Raw genomic sequence first — 17,475 nt, forward strand, 5'->3', positions numbered from 1 at the left:
TTCCTTCTTTCGTATCAGGCGCGTCAGGCTGTCGTGTCGACGCAGAGATATTTGAGCTCGGTGAAGGCCTCGATGCCGTGGCGGGAGCCTTCGCGGCCGAGGCCGGATTGCTTCCAGCCGCCAAACGGGATCGGGCCGCCGGTGATCTTCACGCGGTTGATGGCGACCATGCCGTATTCGAGCGCCCGGCCGAGCCGCATCTGGCGCGCGCCGTTGGCCGTGACAACGTAGGCCACAAGGCCATATTCGGTGTCGTTGGCCCTTGCGACCACCTCCTCCTCGCTGTCGAAGACGCTGACGGCTGCGACCGGACCGAAGGTTTCCTCGTGCATGATCAATGCGTCCGGCGAGGGCTCGACGAGCAGGGTCGGCTGGTAGAAGAGAGAGCCGGCCGCATGGCGCTTGCCGCCGGTGACAAGCCTTGCGCCGTGTTTCAATGCGTCGGCAACGTGCTCCTCGACTTTGGCAATGGCGCGTTCGTGCATGAGAGGTCCGATATCGACGGCACCGTCCAGTCCGTTTCCGACCTTCAAGGCGGCGATGCGCTTGGCGAACGCTGCAACAAAGGCGTCCATGATCGGGCGCTGCACGAAGATGCGGTTGGCCGCGAGGCAATCCTGGCCGGAAGTCGCGAATTTCGCATTGGTGGCGATATCGACGGCGCGATTGAGGTCGGCATCGTCGAAGACGATCAAGGGCGCATGGCCGCCAAGTTCCATCACAAGACGCTTCATTGTCCCCGCACATTGGCCGGCGATCAGCTTGCCGATCTCCGTCGAGCCGGTGAAGCTCAATGCCCTGACCCGCGGATCGTCGCAGAAGGCGCCGACGATGGTTGCCGCATCGCCGGTCAGCACGTTGAAGACACCGGCGGGGAGCCCGGCGCGTTCGCCGAGTTCGGCGAGCGCGAGTGCCGATAGCGGGGTTTCGGACGACGGGTGGGCGACGACGGTGCAGCCGGCGGCAAGTGCAGCAGCGGCCTTACGCGTGATCATGGCGGAAGGAAAGTTCCAGGGCGTGACGATGCCGACAACGCCAAGCGCTTCCCTGCGCACGATCATTTCGGCATCGGGCAGGTGGCTGGTCACGCTCTCCGCATTGATGCGCTTTGATTCCTCGGCATACCACTCGATGAAGCCTGCGGCATAATCGATCTCGCCACGGGATTCGGCCAAGGGCTTACCTTGTTCCAGCGTCATGATCAGCGCCAGATCCTCGCGCGCCTCGATCATCAAATCATGCCACCTGCGCAGAATCGTTGACCGTTGCTGCGGCAGCAGTGAACGCCAGGCGGTAAAGGCGCCAGATGCAGCGTCGATAGCCTCGAAGGCTTCTCGCTGGTCGAGGCTGGTAACCCAGGCAAGCGTCGCAGAGGATGCGGGATCTGTGACCTCGAAGCTTTGATTGGCTTTGCTGGCGACCCAGCGGCCTGCGACATAGGAGAGGTCTCGCAGCAGATGGCGGTCGTTTAGCCGCGAAAGGGCTTCATGATAGGTGGCGCGGGCGTGGAGCGCAGTCATGGTCGGGCCTCTCTTTCCAGATGCCCGATGCTGCCATGGAACGCCGCGAGAGATTGTCCATTGCTCGCAGTTGGAAGAGAGAAAGGACCTAAAGTGAATGCTGTCGGTAGAGAATCTCTCTATTCGTCGCCAGGCCTACTCGGAGAAAGTAGGTTGGCGACGGGAAGCACCGTCTCCTCCTTCACAGTCTTGGTGACGATGTAGGTAAAATAGCGTTCGATGCCGAGATCGCGATTAAGAAGGTCGTCGATCAGGCGCTGATAGGCATCGATATCTGCCGCCATGATCTTCAGGATGTAATCGACGCCTCCGCCGACGGCCCAGCAGGCCACGATCTCAGGCGTTGCCGCGACCGCTCGCTCGAACCGCTCGAAATCGGCCTGGCGATGATTGGCGAGCGTGACCTCGACCATGACGCTGGCGATCGGAGCGAGGCGGCGGAGTGCCAGATGTGCATGGTAACCGGTGATGATTCCAGCTTTTTCCAGCTTTCGAAGGCGCAGCCAGCATGGTGTTGGCGACAATCCCACTTGATCGGCCAGCGCAAGCTTGGTGATGCGGCCATCGCGCTGAATGGCATCCAGTATCCGCAGATCGATTGCATCAAGTTTCATGTTAAAGCTGCTTGTTGTCGTCACTTGTCGTTTCCAGACCAATGGCACTCGAAACCACAGCTGACAAGCTTGCCTCGCGGAATTCGGCTGTTGGCTCGGCATTGTGCGATCCTGAATGAGGCTCGCGATTGGCAGGAGACGCTGGGATCCGATTGTGGCCTCATTCAGAGCCTCGCCCACATCCCCCAATTCTCCGAGCCGGCAATTCCGCCTGGGAGCCAATTCCCGGCACCTGAGGCCGCGGCTGTAATCAAACGTATTTCGGCTCCGCCACATTGGCGATCGGATTGCGATCGTTGTGAGGATCGGCAAGCCTGCAACAGCGCTCTATTGCTTCCGGACCCTGCAGATGACGGTCCCGTCACCCGTTCGCGCTTTTTTGTTAGGATCGATACATGTCAAGGCATTGGGTTCACAATCCTCGCGGAACTCATACAGCCCATTGGGACCCATAGCCTCCAGGTTAGGCCCCTGCGACGGGCAATCCATGGCCTCGGTGCCGCGTTGCTCACATGCGGAAAGTGCAAGACCGATCAAGAGGAGAGCAAGAAACTTGTGCATCATCTCTCTTCGATTACAGGATCATATGATGAATGCAAACCACCAGCCTCACGGACTATATCGAAATTAGGCGAATGGCCATGCATCAACGTGTCCCGGGAGGTTTCCTTCTGAATTCCGTTGTTCCAAAAGCATGAACACGAAAACCGTAGTCGGGATGGTAATAGGAATCGGATGGCGATCTGCCTCCATGTGATGATTGGAGTGATCGACTATCGGCCATGTCCGCTTAAAGGAAACTCGCCTCGAACAGTTCGCGCGTATATGCGTCGTGCGTCGTGCCGGCCTGCAAATCCGCCCTGGTCAGTTCGTCGACGAAGGTGCCGCCCTTCATGATCAGCACTCGATCGCACATATGGGCGATGACGGCTAGATCGTGGCTGACGAGGACATAGGTCAGGGAACGCTCGTCACGCTGGTCGGCAAGTAGATTGAGGATTTCCGCCTGGATCGACACATCGAGCGCCGAAGTCGGCTCGTCGAGCAGCAGGATCGGCGGCGAGAGGATCAAGGCGCGGGCGATGGCGACGCGCTGGCGCTGTCCGCCGGAAAGTTCGTGCGGATAGCGGTTGGCGAAGGCTGCTGGCAGGCCGATCTGGCGCAATGCCTTTTCGACCTTTACCCAGACATCGCCATGCCCCATCGCACGCAACGGTTCGGCGAGCGCGGTGCCGATACGGTGGCGGGGATGCAGCGACCCATAGGGGTCCTGAAACACCATCTGAGCATGGCGCAGTTCATCGCGCGTACGGGTCTTGCCGACAGCCTTGCCGGCGAGGCCGATATCGCCCGACCATCCCTTTTCCATGCCGGCGAGGCAACGCAGCACGGTCGACTTGCCGCATCCGGACTCACCGACAATGCCGAGCGTCTCCCCCTTGCCGACATCGAAGCTTATCCCTTTGACGACATGGTTCTTCGTCTTGCCGGAGGTGAAGACGACATCAAGATCGCGAACGCTAATCATCGACTGGTCTCCAGATCAAGCTTTGCCCTATCGAGCACCGCCAGGCGGCGCACCGGCTTGTGCGGGTCCGGTAATGCGGACATCAGCCCGCGCGTATAGGGATGCTGCGCATCTTCCAGACGCGTTAGCGTCTCCACGATACGGCCGGAATACATGACGATGATGCGCTCGCAGAAGGCTGCGACCATGCGGATATCGTGGCTGATGAGCAGCAGCCCGGAATTGTTTTCGCGCACCAACTCATCGAGCAAGGTGAGCACGTCCTTGCGCACGCTGACATCGAGTGCGGACGTCGGCTCGTCGGCTATGACCAGCTTCGGTTTTGCCAGGAGCATCATCGCGATCATGACGCGCTGACCCATGCCGCCCGAGATCTGATGCGGGTAGAGCGCCATGACACGCTCCGGATCGCTGATGCGGACACGCTCGAGCATGGCGCGCGCTGCATCGCGTGCCTTGCCGCCGCGCAAGCCCAGATGCAGCCGCGCCGCCTCGGCGATCTGCCTGCCGACAGTCAGCACCGGATTGAGGGAATAGCGCGGATCCTGCATGATCAGCGCGATATCCCTGCCGCGCAGGGCACCCATCTGGCGCTCCGACCTGTCGAGCAGTGAGATGCCGTCGAGCGTCATGCCTTCGGCCGTGATGCTTGCGCTAGGGGGTAGTAGACGCATGACTGCACGCCCCGTCGTCGATTTACCGGAACCGGATTCGCCGACGATCCCGACACGCTCGCGTCCGACATCGAAACTGACATCCGAGACCGCCGCGAGCGAGTTGCGGCCGAACCGGACGTTCAGGCCCTGAACGGAGAGGATGGGATGGGGCTTAAGATCTTGCATGGCGGGGATCCAGAATATCGCGCAATGTGTCGCCGACGATGTTGAAGGCCAGACTTGCCAGAAGGATCGCGATGCCGGGCATGACGGCGACCCACCAGAAATCGAGCATGTATTTGCGACCGTTGGAAATCATCGCGCCCCATTCAGGCGCCGGCGGCTGGGCGCCGAGCCCGAGGAAGCCGAAGGACGCCGCCGTCAGGATGATGCCCGCCATATTTAGCGTCAGGCGCACGATGACCGAGGGGATACACATCGGCGCGATGTAGAAGAAGAGGATGCGTAGCCTGGAGGCTCCATAGAGCTGCGCGGCGGCGACATAGTCGGTGTTCCTGACGACGAGCGCTTCTGCGCGCGCCAATCTTGCAATCGGTGGCCAGGCCGTCAGCGAAATGGCGATGATCGCCGTCGTCAGACCGGCGCCGAGCGCTGCGGCAAAGGCCAGCGCCAGGATCAGCGACGGAAAGGAGAGCACGATATCGGTGGCGCGCATCAGGAGCGCGTCGATACGACCGCCGAAAAAGCCGGAAACCACGCCGATCAGAAGACCGATCGGGCCGACGATCACCGAGATCGACAGCACCGTCTGAATGGTGATGCGCGTGCCGAAGATCAGGCGGCTGAGAATATCGCGACCGAACTCGTCCGTTCCGGCCAGATGCACAAGGCTTGGCGGCTTCAAGGCGTCCGAAAGCACCTGCACGTTAGGATCATAGGGTGCCAGAAGCGGCGCGAAGATCGCAATCAGGCATAGCAGGGCGAGGATGATAAAGCCTGTGAGGCCAAGCGGCTCGTGGGCAAGCTTGCCGACGGCGCTTCTCAGCGAGCCCATGATGCGGCTCATGACATTCGGCGGACGGACGGTTACGTCCGCATGGATCGCATCGCTCATCGGGCGGCCTCCCTGGTGCGCGGATCGAAGACCGCATAGGCGATATCCGCTAGGAAATTCAAAAGCATGAAGAAGAATCCGACAATGATGGTCGCCGCAAGAATGGCATTCATGTCGCCGATCATCAGGGCATTCGTCATGTATTGGCCGATGCCCGGCCAGGAGAAGACGATTTCGGTCACCACCGCGCCCTCAAGCAGCCCGCCATAGGAAATGGCGAGGATGGTGATGAGCTGCACCGCTATGTTCGGGAGAACGTGGCTGATGATCGTTCGCGCCGGACCGACGCCCTTGGCACGGGCCGCGATCACATAATCTTGGCTGAGCTGCTCCAGGGTGAAACTGCGGGTCATGCGGGTGATATAGGCAACGGCCGCATAGGCGAGAATGAAGGCCGGCAGGATGATGTGGCTCAGGGCATTCCAGAAAATGTCCGTTTCGCCTTGCAGGAGGCTGTCGACTAGCAGCAGGCCAGTTTGCGGCGTGACGATACCCTCATAATAGACATCGACCCGGCCAGGGCCACCGACCCAATTCAGACCCGCATAGAAGACGACAAGCCCGACGATCCCGAACCAGAAGACCGGGATGGAATGGCCGACGAGAGAGATGACACGCGCGATCTTGTCGATCAGCCGATCACGGAACAGGGCCGCCACCAGACCGAGCGGCACGCCGACGAAGGTCGAGATGATGACGGCAAGCGTTGCGAGCTCGAATGTTGCCGGAAAGGCCTGGGCTAGATCGGCTGAGACGGGATTTCCCGTCAGGATCGCCGTGCCGAAATCACCATGGGCGAGACCTTTCAGATAGATGAAGAACTGCTCGTAAACAGGTAGATCCAATCCGAGCCGCTGGCGCATCGCCGCATAGGCGGCGGGATCGGCCAGCTCGCCGACGATCGCCCCCACGGGGTCGGCCGGCAGGACACGGCCGATCACGAAGGTGACCAACAGGAGGATGAACAGGCTGACGATCAGATGCGCGATGCGTCGGCCGAATTCGGCTACGGATAGTTCCTTCATGATCGGCTGCCTTCGATTGCTTATTCGGCGTCGGCCTTGGTCACGTTTTCAAGGCGGGTCATCTGGTTGGGATGCCCGAGATAGCCTTTGACCCTGGCTGAGAGAACAAGGGGTTCGAACCGCTCGAAAAGCGGCAGGAGCGCCGGTTTCAGATCGACGAACATCTGCTGCATCTGGGTATAGAGTTCGGCCCGCTTCTTGGCATCGGGCTCTACCGAAGTCTTTTCCGCAAGTGCCGTCAATCCGGGGATATCCCAGGCCGAACGCCAGGCAAAATTGCCGGCATTGTTGGCCTCGAGCCGGTTGTCGGGATTGTTGGCGAAATCATCCATGGAACCGAGAACGTTCGGCATCAGCGCGCTCGTCTGTGGCAGCAGCAGGTCGAAGTTGCGCGCGCGGTGGGCGGCGATGATCTCGGAACCATTGCCCTGCTGGATCTCGACCTTGATGCCGATCTGGGCGAGGGAGGCCTGAATGGCGGTTGCCAGATCGATGCGCGGCGTCTGCGAGATCGTCTTCAGCGTCAGCGAGAAGCCGTCCTTGAAGCCTGCGTCCGCGAGCAATTGCTTTGCCTTGAAGACATCGAGGTGCCAGTCCGGATTCGGCAGTGCGTATTCGAAGTTTTCCGGAACGGGAATGTTTCGTGCCCGGCCGTAAGGACCCATGATGGTCTTCTCGATGCCCTTGTAGTCGATCCCATAGGCAATGGCTTCACGAACCTTCGGATTGGCGAGATATTGATTGCCCGCATTCATCGCCAGCACATAGAAGCCACCCGTCGGCACGCGCTGGATGACGAAATTGCTCTTGGTCTCGAAGGTCTCGAGATCGGATTTGGACAGTGCATTGCCGATATCGATATCGCCGCGGTCGAGCATCAGCCGCTCGACCTGGCTTTCCGGTACATGGCGGATGATGACGCGCCGCATCTTCGGTGCGCCGGCGACATAGGCCTTGTTGGCATCCAGAATGACGATCTCGTTCGGGGTCCATTTGTTCAGCGTGAACGGCCCCGAACCTGCCGAATGGGTACGCAGCCAGGCGTTTCCGGAATCGTCATTCGCGATATGCTTTTGCACCTCGACACTATCAACGACGCTCGAAACGCCCAGCGCCAACCGATAGAGCAGCCCTTCGGCCGTCACCTTGTCTGTCAGGTCGATGCGCACCGTCTTGGCGTCGACCGCATGGATCTGATTGGCGATCGTTTCGGTGGAATAGCCGATGCGCTTGAAATAGGAGGAACCAGACTGGTTGAGCTTCATCAGCCGGGTCAGCGAGAAGACGACGTCACTGGCGGTGACCGGGTTGCCGGAGGCGAAAGTGGCTTCCCGCAATTTCAGCGTCAGCGACTTGCCATCATCCGTCCAGCTTTCCGCCAGCTGCGGCACGATCTTGCCATCCGCGGTCGTTGCGACAAGTCGATCGTAGAGATTGGCAAGGATTTCGAGTGCTTTGGGTTCGGTGGCCTGCTGCGGATCGAGGGACAGCACCTGCGCGAGCGACGTGCCGATCACCAATTGATCTTTGGGTGTAGCCGCCTGAAGCTGTGGCGCGGCCAATGTCAGCATACCGATTGTGGCGCCGATAAACATGGCCTTCGAAAAGTGCTTCATTATGCTTCCTCCCTCGAATGCTATATAATACGTATGATGTTATCCTCATGTCATATTACGATTTATCGAAGATCGGCGATGTTGGCAAGCCCGTGAGAATGCTCCAATGCAAATGAACTGGAGAGGGGGAAGCGACGAGTGCCGGACGCGGCCAAGGCTGGCCCGAAGGATCGTCGATCCGCCCGGGCCACAGCTTGAGGCCGATTCGAGGCAGGCGCATTGCAGGTGCAATAGTGCTCGACACCTCAAAAAATTCATATTATGTCATATGATATGGATCAATCTCATGGGAGAGACGCTCAGTGTATGTAGGAACACAGGTCGAGGCGCGCGACGATGACGATTACCGCGTTTTCGCACAATTGGGGCTGAAGCATATATGTGCCGACCCACCGGGAAAGCCGGAGAGCTGGACACTGTCCGATCTCGAGCGCCTTCGCGACAAGGTCGAGAGTTTCGGGCTGATTCTGGATATGATTCAGCTTCCCTTGCCGTCTCAACCGATCGAAAAGGCATCCTATCCTGACATTCTGCTTGCCGGACCGGACCGCGATCGCCAGATCGATGCGGTCTGCAAGCTCATCGAAGACGTGGCGGCGGCCGGCATTCCCGCGGCAAAATACAATCTCAATCTCATCGGCATTCCGCGCACGCCGGAAGAACCTGGACGCGGCGGTTCGATGAATGCGAGCTTCCGCTGGGATAAGGCAGACCACCAGGCCGCCCCTGGCTTGGCCGGCGTTCTGCCGGAAGACGAGAACTGGGAGCGCATCGATTATTTCCTGGAGCGCGTCGTGCCCGTGGCGGAGAGCAATCGCGTCCGCCTCGCTTGCCACCCGCACGATCCCTATACACCACCGGGCTATCGCGGCGTCACGCGCGTGCTCGGCTCTGTAGAAGGCTTGAAGAAGTTCGTGCTGATGCGCGAAAGCCCCTATCACGGGCTGAATTTCTGCCAGGGATCGGTCGGCGAGATGCTCGACAATCCGCGCGAGGAAATCGATGACATCATCCGTTGGTTCGGCACGCGCGGCAAACTCTTCAACGTTCATTTCCGCAATATTCGCGGCGGCAAGCTGTCCTTCATGGAGACTTTTCCGGATGAGGGCGACATGGACATGGTCCGTTCCGCGAAGGTCTACAAGGAAGTCGGCTATCAATACATGCTGATGCCGGATCATGTGCCGACCATCAGCGGCCGGGACCCGACCGGCGTCGCCTTCGCCTTCTGCTACGGCTACATCGCCGCCCTCGTTCAGTCGCTGGAAGGCGTCTGAGACCCATCGCCCATACCGATCGATAATAGGATTCCAAGATGAACCCGATTGAACTGAAAAAGGCGGTTGGCAGCGGTCTGCTGTCCTTCCCCGTCACCCATTTCGCCAGCGACCTCAAATTCGACGAGGCGAAATACCGCCGCCATGTCGAATGGCTGGCAGGCTATGATGCCGCCGCTCTTTTTGCCGCTGGCGGAACCGGCGAATTCTTCTCCCTCAATCCCGCCGAAATCCCGCAGGTCGTTCGCGCCGCAAAGGCATCTGCGGGCGATACGCCGATCATCTCGGGAACGGGCTATGGCACGTCTCTTGCCATCGAGATCGCCAGGGCGGCGGAGAAGGCGGGAGCCGACGGTCTATTGCTCCTGCCGCCTTATCTCATGTTTGCGGAACAGGCTGGCCTGATCGCCCATGTCAAAGCGGTATGCCAATCCGTTGGCATCGGCGTTATCGTCTACAACCGTGACAATGCGGTGCTCAGCGCCGACAGTCTCGCGCGGCTTGCCGACGAGTGCCCCAATCTCATCGGCTACAAGGACGGGGTCGGCGAGGTCGACAAGGTGATCGAGATCACCACCAAGCTCCAGGATCGCCTGGTCTATGTCGGCGGCATGCCGACGCATGAAGTCTATGCCCAGGCCTATTTCGCCGCCGGCGTCACGACCTATTCCTCCGCCGTCTTCAATTTCATTCCCGCGCTTGCCCAGCGTTTCTACAGCGCGTTGCGGAGCGGGGACCAGGCAACGGTCGATGAAATCCTGACGGGCTTCTTCTTCCCGTTCGTCGCCCTGCGCAATCGGAAGAAGGGCTATGCGGTCTCGATCATCAAGGCCGGCTTGCATGTTCTCGGCAAAGATCCGGGCCCAGTGCGCCCACCGCTGACCGATCTGACGCCAGAGGAACTGGCAGCGCTCGCAAAGATCATCGAGACGGCCAAGGCCGTGTGACGCACAGCCAAGCACATGCAAATGATCGTCGGCAATGCCGGCGATCGCCCTTTGTCTGAGGAGGACACTCGTGGTTGGATTACCATCGGGAATTTTTGCCGCGATCATGGCGGGCTCTGCAATGCTTGCATCGACACAAGATGTGTTTGCCAGGACATTCGTCTATGTCTCCGCGGCGACGGACGGGAAGATCGACAGCTACAGCATGGATGAGAGGACCGGCACCCTGACGCCGGCGGCGACTTTCGATGCGGGCAAGATGGTGATGCCGATGACCATCGGCCCCGACAAGAAGCATCTTTATGCCGTCGTGCGCTCGCAGCCCTACCGGGTGCTGACGCTGGCGATCGATCCGGCAACCGGCAATCTGACGCAGGGTGCGGTCGCGGCCTTGCCCGACAGCATGCCCTATGTGTCGACCGATCCCTCCGGGCGTCTGCTCTTCACCTCCTCCTATGGTGGAAACAAGATCGCGGTCCTGCCGATCGACCCGGATGGCCGTGTGACGGACGGCACTCGCCAGATGATCCTGACCGGCCGCAATGCTCATTCGATCGTCAGCGATCCCAAGGGCAAATATGTCTTTGCGACCAATCTCGGCTCCGACGTGGTGCTGCAGTTCGTGCTCAATGCCGAGACCGGCATGCTGGAGCCGAACAATCCGCCTGAGATCGCCACCAAGCCGGGTTTCGGGCCGCGCCATATCATTTTCGCGCCGGGCGGCAAATCGGTCTATGTCGTCACCGAACTGACCGGCCATGTCATTCACTACAGCCTTGACCCGGCCAAGGGGACGCTCACCGAAGTCGAAAGCGTCGCATCCGTTCCGGACGACGCTGGCCTGTCTCCGGGCATTGCCCCGCCGCCTCCACCGCCGTTCAACGCCACGGCGCCGGCAGTTGCACCTGTCGATGACGGCAAGCCGAAGGTCTGGGCTGCCGACATCGGCATCACTCCGAACGGGAAATTCCTCTATACGACCGAGCGAACCACCAGCAAGATCGCCCTCTTCCATGTCGCGGAGGGGAGCGGCAACCTCACTTACGTTACCAATTATCCGACCGAGAAGCAGCCGCGCGGCATCCGCATCGATCCGTCGGGCCGCTTCCTGATCGCGACCGGAGAAAAATCCGACAAGATCGCCGTCTATGCCATCGACCGGGCAAACGGTGCGCTCACGCCGATCGGCCGTTATCCCGTCGACGCCGGCGCGAACTGGGTCGAGGTCGTCACTCTTCCCTGAAACGAGACAAGGATCACAGTCATTCCGCCTTTGTATGGCGGGATGGCTGTGCAAGCAATAAAGGCCGAAGCCCGGCCATGTTCGCGCAGTTTCCTGGCTTTCACATCGGGTAACTGCATTGCGGCTTCGGAAGAAATTCGCGCTGGTCGGATCTCGATCGCCATAAAGCCGCCGCGTCACGGCCAGGGGATCGTCACGCTATTGCCTCACAGAAAACGTTTGACGGCCACATTGCCGCCGGATCGTTCCTCAACCCTAACCGGCGGCTGAATCTAAAACGATATGCCAACCTTCGCTCTACGCCATCAAAGAGGTGTTCCCCCCGCACGACTAAGAGGAATTCAGATGATTATTCGTCATATCCCCGCTGCATCGTTGACCGCTGCAGCCTTGAGCCTGATGGTTCTCAGCACTCAAGCGTTCGCACAGCAAGCAACGCAAGAGCAACAACCTGCCCAAGCGCAGCAGCCCGATAGCAACGCTGCCGCTGCCCCAGTCAGCGATCAAAAGATAGAGGCTTTTGCGGTCGCTTATCTCCAGGTGGACAAGATCAGGCAGGAATATTCGGCCAAGATCGGCGCAACACAGGATCCGACCGCGAAACAACAGCTGCAGACCGAAGCAAGCAAGCAGATGGTGCAGGCTGTTCAGACTTCTCCGGGGATGTCGGTAGACGAATATAACGCAATTCTAACGGCCGCGAAGAAGGACCCGGCACTCGTCAAGAAGGTCCAGGACAAGATTCAGAAAGCCGAGCCGGCCCAGCAGTAAACGACGCCACGATCTCTAAATGAATTGATCTCACGTCGCGGCCGCGCCAAGGGCTTCGATCTTGGCGCGGCTTCGATCGACCTTTTCGACGCCCTGGAAGCGAGGCTATTGGCCGGCCTATCGCCCGGCCGCTTTCAGCAGACCGCTTCGAGCGAAAGTCTCGCGCAGCCGCTCATCGATAGCGATGTAGGAATCGAGTGTCAGTGCGAGTTTTTTCGCAATGACTGGCACGCTTTCCGCCAGCTTTATCAGACGCCCCGGATCGGAAAACACGATTTCTGCATAGGTATTGAAGTCATTCTCCGAGGTCGTTGCGCCATAGGCGGAGAGAAAACCGGTTTCCACCGGCGGAGCGGTCTGGCCATTGCGGGCGATCTGATCGGTCGCGCTGTTCTGAAATTGCCAACCGGCCGGCTCGAGTGCGGAGAAAGCTCGTTGCAAGGCATCGTTTCGCAACCAGATGAAGGAACTCGTTTCGTGGTGCACGCCAAGCTCTGCTGTCAGCTGACGCGTCTCGGCCGATACGTTCGCGGGCGCGGCGAGAAATATCCAGTCTAGCCCATAGGTGCCGCCCGCTTCGGCGCCGTCTATCAAAATCCTGCCCGCGATGAAGATCGCCTTGATGATCCGGCCGAGGCATTGTTCCGGGTAAGCTTCGAAAGCCCTGGCAATGCCGCGCAGCGAGTCCTTTACAGCGGTGTGGTCGGCAGCGCTCAACACGACCCCCTCTACAGGCGCATCGGTAGATAGATAGGGCGGCACGTAGAAGGTCGATGGATCGCCAAAACCGATCGTCAGGCCCTGTTGCCGGCCAAGCTTGGCCGCATACGAATCAGGATCGGCAATAGCATCCTCTTTCGGTGTCGACCGGCCGAGAAGGTAAGAACCGCTCCCGGCCAGAACCACTGCCGCGCCAAGTAGAAGACGCCGTGAGACGATCAATGTGCCAGTCCAACCCGGGCGCCGACGTGTACGGCGGCCGGAACCGCTGCGCGTGGCAAGGCTATGGTGGCGGCACCGCGAAGCATAGCGAGGCCGCGCGTCAGCGAAGCGCCGGCGGCAGCAAAGGAGGCCGGATCATCGGCAACGCCGACGCCGCCGGAGAAGAAATCCTCGACCAGGGTGCCGACGACAATGACGCCAGCGCCGATGACCAGACCGGTGCCGATGACACGGCTCCAGTTGGTCCCTTCCTCGGGCTCGCGGATCCGTACCGCGTCACGCACGGCCTGGGGCGAGGGTGCCGACGGAGGAATGTGAGCCTTTGGCGTGATCAGAATGACGAAGGCTACGCTCATGGCGGCATAGTGGAATGGGCCGATCCTGCCCTGCAGCTTGGGGAAGCGGACCTCGGCACGCAGCTTCGGTATCGGGCTGCTGGAGCTGAACTCGACACCGACGGCGGTGGCCGCCGCGTTCGGCGTTGTGCTCTGGCTGACCAGCATGGAACGCACCGTCACTTCTTTTTTCTTCGAATCGTAGATGAAGCGCGTGTCGCCGACGAGCTGGCCGAAGGCGACGTTGGCCTGCTGCGAGATCTGTGTCTCCAGCCGTCCACCGTTGCTCACATAGGTTGCCGGGTAGCGCTTGTCCGTCATCAGGACGACATCGCCGGTCATACGGAACTCGATCGTCGCCGTCGGAGTCTCGATGACGGGCATCGTCAGATCGTTCAAGCGGTACTTGATCGAGATCGGCGAATAGACGTGCGGCAATTCCTTCTTCAGTTCCGTAGCCGGGTTGCCGGTGCGAAGCGGCTGCGGGGAGGCGGAATGCGGCGCCGGCGTGGTGGCGGATGTCGAGGGATTATGATGCTGCGACGTATGCGGCGGATGGTGATGACCATTGCTGCCATGCTCGCGCTGACCCGGCAGAACGGGGATCAGAATTGTGCTGCCGGCATGGATCAAATCCGGATCGGGAATTCCATGGCCGGTGGCACGAATGACATCGCGGCGGTTATTATAGCGCCAGATACGCGGCCATTGCGCACCATGGCCGAGGTGTTCGTGGGCAATAGACCAGAGCGTATCGCCCGCCTTGATCTGATATCGTGTGCCGATCATACTTTTCCCCCGTGCGTTGCTTAAAGGAATAGGATAGTTGGCTGGAGCGCCTGTCAACGCCGTATCAGGTTTTCGCTATCGTCATATGACAATAAGATTACTAATCATACCTGGCGTAGAGATATTCCACCGTTAGCTGTATCCAAACGGTCGTGCTGCCGATGGCCCGCGGCGGTCGTGGGCAGCACGGAATTCAACTTGCGTGGCGCCTCGAGGCTGGAAGGCCGGAGCTGCCTATCGGTTCACGACTCCGGCATAGCCGCGGCTTATTCCTTACCGAAGCTTGGCCCGGAAGAAATTTATCAACTGAGCATTCATGCGGCGGTGAAACGCTGCTCGATCGAAGCCGTTCGGATCAGCGCATATCTCAGGCGCGTGCTTGGCGAGCACCGCACTGCATGGCGGCAGAAAATCATAATGTCCTGCATCTGCCACGACATGCATCTCGGGCGGATGAGGCAATGCGGTGCGCACCGCCTCGTCATACCAGGGATTGGGTTGATGGCGGTCATCGGCGGCACGCCACAGCTGGACCGGAACCGTTACGTCGCTCAAGCCGCTGCTTGAGAAGGCGAACCCAAATGCCGGAGCGGCCACCGCTATCGCCTTGATGCGCTGGTCTCGCACCCAGGGATCGGGCGGAACTGGTAAAGCGGCCACAGAGCTGACGCCGGCTTTCATAAGTGTGGAGCACAGATCATGCGTGGGATGATCGCGGCAATAGGGGTCGATCAGGCTCAAATCGGGTTTTCCTCCGGCAGCCACGAGTACGGTGAAACCCCCATTCGAAAAGCCGAAAGCGCCGATCCGCCCGGAGTCTACGTGAGCATGATCTCGCCAATCGTCGAGGACGAAGGTAATCAGGCGATTCAGCTGCAGCGGCCGCCGCCAAAGTTTCAGCACCTGTCGCTGATCGTCGAAAGTGTCACCCGCATGATCGACCGCGGCAACGATGAAGCCTGCATGGGCGAGCGCGAGGGCGGTGTCGTAATGGCTGGCGAACGATTCCGCGCCACCGTGAGAAATGACGACCAGCGGCAGATCGCCTCCGGCGACCGCACCATCCGGCGCCACCAATTGGGTGAAAGTCTCCAAACGTGTGTTCCGGGGTCGGACAGGCGTCGGATACCAGATGCCCGCGTGCAACGGAGGCTCGCTACCGTTCGGAACGGCTATCTCCTGAAAGCCGACAAACGTATGATCTTCAGCATGAGCCGCGCCCGAAAAAACCATGACGAGTACAGCAGCAGCCCGCCACCAAAGGCGAAAAATCGACAGGATCGAACGCGTCTTTCCACTCATTGTCGGTCAGCCTCCGTAAATATGAGAGTCGATCGGCATCACGTTCGGATTGCAGCTGTGCGACAAGGCCGCAGTGCCCTTGATTGCCGCGAACGGAGCCATGTTTCATCAAAGCTGCTTGCTGGCGGGGGACTGAACATAATAGAGACCGTCATGCGGTTGCATGCTTACCTCACCGATCCGTGTCGCCAGGCCTATGCTCAATGCCTCCTGTGGTCGTACAAACCGGAGCTGCGGACCGAAGAAATCACCGTATTGCTTGTCGTTGATTGTAAGCCGTTCCTTGAATATTTCCTTCATTCGATCATTGTCGATTTCCAGCACGTTTGATCTTTCGGTGATCTCGTCCGGATTGAGCTTTTCATTGCTGAAATCCTCCCTGGCGGAGTGAAATGCAAATAGAGATTCTTTATTTGCAACCCTTTCCTTCCCCGCTAAAAACAACAGAATTGCCGCTGAATCAACATTGGAAATAGCGTATGTATTGATCGTTATATCCATAGCGCATAGCATGTGATACAGGGCAATGCCTGATGATATGTTCCCGCCGTTGGAATTCAGCATAAGGTATATTACTTTGTAGCCCTTGGCCCTTAGGTCGATCAATCCATTGGTCAGACTGAGCGTCGATTTGTCATCGATCGGCTGGGAGAAATACAAATAAGCCGTTGAGGCGCTGTTCGCATTTGCCTTCTCCTGAGCAGAGCCAGATCTGGGCACAAGCATACCCGTAGCCAATGCAGATAGATACAGGCAGAGATTGCGGCGGTTCATAGTTGCTGACATATCGGATAGTCCTCGAATGGGATAAATACCTCGATGGAGCATGCGGCTTTCACCGGCACCGGCAGCACTATGCCAATGTCGTTATCTGAAAGCCGTTTGATTTCATGAGTTCCAGGATGCCGTCATCACCCGGTAAGACAGCCAAAGGGAGAAGGAGAAAATTCTTCGTCGACTCAATTCTCAAGATCTGTTTGAAAAGTCGCGCCTTGAATTGTGGACCTGCCAGAGATCCAAGCGGGCTGACCACGCCTTCTTTGGCTATTTCCTCTCGCAACTGCGTGATCTCAGATACTCGCCGTTGCTTGTAAAGTGTTTCCATATAGCCACCGATAGGCCCTAGTTGGCGGCGTTTTTCGAGAAGATAGCTGATTTGATGTGCGCCGACTGCCTTCAGTGTGAACGTATCGGGTGGCGACCATATCGACATCAGGTCCGTATCGCTTATCAGCGGGGAGATTTGCTTTCCATCGGAGCGGATATGATCCATGATCACACCCTCGACACTTGGTGCCCATGAGTGTTGTCCCTCGCCCATCAGCAACAAGGCCACTACGTATCCTGGAAGACGTTCAACCGGGGAACCTGCTGCTGCCGGCATAATGCGGCGTAGATCGTCTGCATCCGTCGGCGGCAAATCGGGAAGAACCGGTGGTACTTGTTTTATATTCGTCGAGGACTTCAAGTGCGGAGCATTCGGGCCGACGTCGGTATAGACCGAACTTGCCTGATCGGATATCCGCTCACCATCGCGAACGATGTCGGATACCAGTGCGGCGCCGATGCGTTCATAGCCGAAGATGGCGATTGATCGATCTGCCATGTTCGCTTGCCAGAATAATGCATTATCGTCACTTGCCGCGGCGCTTTGGCCTGCCTGGACCGTCAAGGCGCAAGCCAGAATGGCAAACTGCCGACGTGTTAGATGCATACTGGTCCTCCATTGACCATCTCAGGCTGGTCTAAAGCGCAGGTTGATCGGGTCGTTCCGAATATCGCTACTAGGGACGCTCCATTGTCGGGCATCCGCTCCAGGCAGCCGTCACGTTGCT

16 protein-coding genes are annotated in these 17,475 nt (G+C 59.1%); 4 read left to right on the top strand and 12 right to left on the bottom strand.

The genetic code is table 11. The annotated features are described in order from the left end of the window. Positions 1-23 precede the first annotated feature (23 nt). The 7 genes from AC13RM_RS01590 to AC13RM_RS01620 form a co-directional block, all read right to left on the bottom strand. Positions 24-1,520, bottom strand: coding sequence for an NAD-dependent succinate-semialdehyde dehydrogenase (locus AC13RM_RS01590; protein ID WP_488554490.1), 1,497 nt, complete (start codon positions 1,518-1,520; stop codon positions 24-26). A gap of 119 nt (positions 1,521-1,639) precedes the next feature. After that, entirely contained in the window at positions 1,640-2,134 is a 495-nt protein-coding gene (locus AC13RM_RS01595; RefSeq protein WP_488554491.1) for an Lrp/AsnC family transcriptional regulator, read from the bottom strand. 790 nt (positions 2,135-2,924) lie between these two features. Next, on the bottom strand, positions 2,925-3,662 hold the full coding sequence (locus tag AC13RM_RS01600) for an ABC transporter ATP-binding protein (protein WP_488554492.1): 738 nt from the start codon (positions 3,660-3,662) through the stop codon (positions 2,925-2,927). Beyond that, complete coding sequence (locus tag AC13RM_RS01605; protein WP_488554493.1) at positions 3,659-4,504, bottom strand: ABC transporter ATP-binding protein; 846 nt, start codon at positions 4,502-4,504, stop codon at positions 3,659-3,661. The genes AC13RM_RS01600 and AC13RM_RS01605 overlap by 4 nt, the downstream gene beginning before the upstream one ends. Continuing rightward, positions 4,491-5,393, bottom strand: a complete 903-nt coding sequence (locus tag AC13RM_RS01610; RefSeq protein WP_488554494.1) for an ABC transporter permease — start codon at positions 5,391-5,393, stop codon at positions 4,491-4,493. The genes AC13RM_RS01605 and AC13RM_RS01610 overlap by 14 nt, the downstream gene beginning before the upstream one ends. Continuing rightward, positions 5,390-6,418 (bottom strand): ABC transporter permease, encoded by a 1,029-nt coding sequence (locus tag AC13RM_RS01615; RefSeq protein ID WP_488554495.1) that lies wholly within the window; start codon positions 6,416-6,418, stop codon positions 5,390-5,392. The genes AC13RM_RS01610 and AC13RM_RS01615 overlap by 4 nt, the downstream gene beginning before the upstream one ends. Before the next feature lie 20 nt (positions 6,419-6,438). Beyond that, a complete protein-coding gene (locus AC13RM_RS01620) occupies positions 6,439-8,034 on the bottom strand; it encodes an ABC transporter substrate-binding protein (RefSeq protein WP_488554496.1) in 1,596 nt (531 codons plus the stop codon). Between the two features lie 302 nt (positions 8,035-8,336). On the opposite strand from AC13RM_RS01620, the gene AC13RM_RS01625 reads away from it, so the two are divergent. From AC13RM_RS01625 to AC13RM_RS01640, 4 genes are all read left to right on the top strand, one after another. Next, positions 8,337-9,311, top strand: coding sequence for a mannonate dehydratase (locus tag AC13RM_RS01625; protein ID WP_113229096.1), 975 nt, complete (start codon positions 8,337-8,339; stop codon positions 9,309-9,311). A gap of 38 nt (positions 9,312-9,349) precedes the next feature. Continuing rightward, on the top strand, positions 9,350-10,258 hold the full coding sequence (gene kdgD / locus AC13RM_RS01630; RefSeq protein ID WP_488554497.1) for a 5-dehydro-4-deoxyglucarate dehydratase: 909 nt from the start codon (positions 9,350-9,352) through the stop codon (positions 10,256-10,258). Positions 10,259-10,328: 70 nt separating this feature from the next. Next, positions 10,329-11,501, top strand: a complete 1,173-nt coding sequence (locus AC13RM_RS01635) for a lactonase family protein (protein ID WP_488554498.1) — start codon at positions 10,329-10,331, stop codon at positions 11,499-11,501. A gap of 345 nt (positions 11,502-11,846) precedes the next feature. Further along, positions 11,847-12,272: a DUF4168 domain-containing protein gene (locus AC13RM_RS01640; RefSeq protein ID WP_095438191.1), complete on the top strand. Its 426-nt coding sequence runs from the start codon at positions 11,847-11,849 to the stop codon at positions 12,270-12,272. Positions 12,273-12,389: 117 nt separating this feature from the next. Here AC13RM_RS01640 and AC13RM_RS01645 read toward each other — a convergent pair whose 3' ends face one another. From AC13RM_RS01645 to AC13RM_RS01665, 5 genes are all read right to left on the bottom strand, one after another. After that, positions 12,390-13,214 (bottom strand): hypothetical protein, encoded by an 825-nt coding sequence (locus AC13RM_RS01645; RefSeq protein WP_162751452.1) that lies wholly within the window; start codon positions 13,212-13,214, stop codon positions 12,390-12,392. Beyond that, complete coding sequence (locus AC13RM_RS01650; RefSeq protein WP_488554499.1) at positions 13,211-14,338, bottom strand: LysM peptidoglycan-binding domain-containing protein; 1,128 nt, start codon at positions 14,336-14,338, stop codon at positions 13,211-13,213. Before AC13RM_RS01650 ends, AC13RM_RS01645 begins: the two co-directional genes overlap by 4 nt. A gap of 273 nt (positions 14,339-14,611) precedes the next feature. Continuing rightward, positions 14,612-15,640, bottom strand: a complete 1,029-nt coding sequence (locus AC13RM_RS01655) for an alpha/beta hydrolase family protein (protein ID WP_488554500.1) — start codon at positions 15,638-15,640, stop codon at positions 14,612-14,614. Positions 15,641-15,748: 108 nt separating this feature from the next. Further along, positions 15,749-16,426, bottom strand: coding sequence for an ATP-dependent Clp protease proteolytic subunit (locus AC13RM_RS01660; RefSeq protein ID WP_488554501.1), 678 nt, complete (start codon positions 16,424-16,426; stop codon positions 15,749-15,751). A gap of 67 nt (positions 16,427-16,493) precedes the next feature. Continuing rightward, positions 16,494-17,354, bottom strand: coding sequence for a TraB/GumN family protein (locus tag AC13RM_RS01665; RefSeq protein ID WP_488554502.1), 861 nt, complete (start codon positions 17,352-17,354; stop codon positions 16,494-16,496). Positions 17,355-17,475: the final 121 nt, after the last annotated feature.

The sequence above is a fragment of the Martinezella sp. CNPSo 3732 genome, from assembly GCF_057784515.1.

Coding starts and splice junctions, on each gene's coding strand:
- AC13RM_RS01660 (WP_488554501.1), bottom strand. CDS start 16,426: ATGTCAGCAACTATGAACCGCCGCAATCTCTGCCTGTATCTATCTGCA.
- AC13RM_RS01595 (WP_488554491.1), bottom strand. CDS start 2,134: ATGAAACTTGATGCAATCGATCTGCGGATACTGGATGCCATTCAGCGC.
- AC13RM_RS01605 (WP_488554493.1), bottom strand. CDS start 4,504: ATGCAAGATCTTAAGCCCCATCCCATCCTCTCCGTTCAGGGCCTGAAC.
- AC13RM_RS01640 (WP_095438191.1), top strand. CDS start 11,847: ATGATTATTCGTCATATCCCCGCTGCATCGTTGACCGCTGCAGCCTTG.
- AC13RM_RS01620 (WP_488554496.1), bottom strand. CDS start 8,034: ATGAAGCACTTTTCGAAGGCCATGTTTATCGGCGCCACAATCGGTATG.
- kdgD (WP_488554497.1), top strand. CDS start 9,350: ATGAACCCGATTGAACTGAAAAAGGCGGTTGGCAGCGGTCTGCTGTCC.
- AC13RM_RS01600 (WP_488554492.1), bottom strand. CDS start 3,662: ATGATTAGCGTTCGCGATCTTGATGTCGTCTTCACCTCCGGCAAGACG.
- AC13RM_RS01610 (WP_488554494.1), bottom strand. CDS start 5,393: ATGAGCGATGCGATCCATGCGGACGTAACCGTCCGTCCGCCGAATGTC.
- AC13RM_RS01665 (WP_488554502.1), bottom strand. CDS start 17,354: ATGCATCTAACACGTCGGCAGTTTGCCATTCTGGCTTGCGCCTTGACG.
- AC13RM_RS01590 (WP_488554490.1), bottom strand. CDS start 1,520: ATGACTGCGCTCCACGCCCGCGCCACCTATCATGAAGCCCTTTCGCGG.
- AC13RM_RS01650 (WP_488554499.1), bottom strand. CDS start 14,338: ATGATCGGCACACGATATCAGATCAAGGCGGGCGATACGCTCTGGTCT.
- AC13RM_RS01655 (WP_488554500.1), bottom strand. CDS start 15,640: ATGAGTGGAAAGACGCGTTCGATCCTGTCGATTTTTCGCCTTTGGTGG.
- AC13RM_RS01615 (WP_488554495.1), bottom strand. CDS start 6,418: ATGAAGGAACTATCCGTAGCCGAATTCGGCCGACGCATCGCGCATCTG.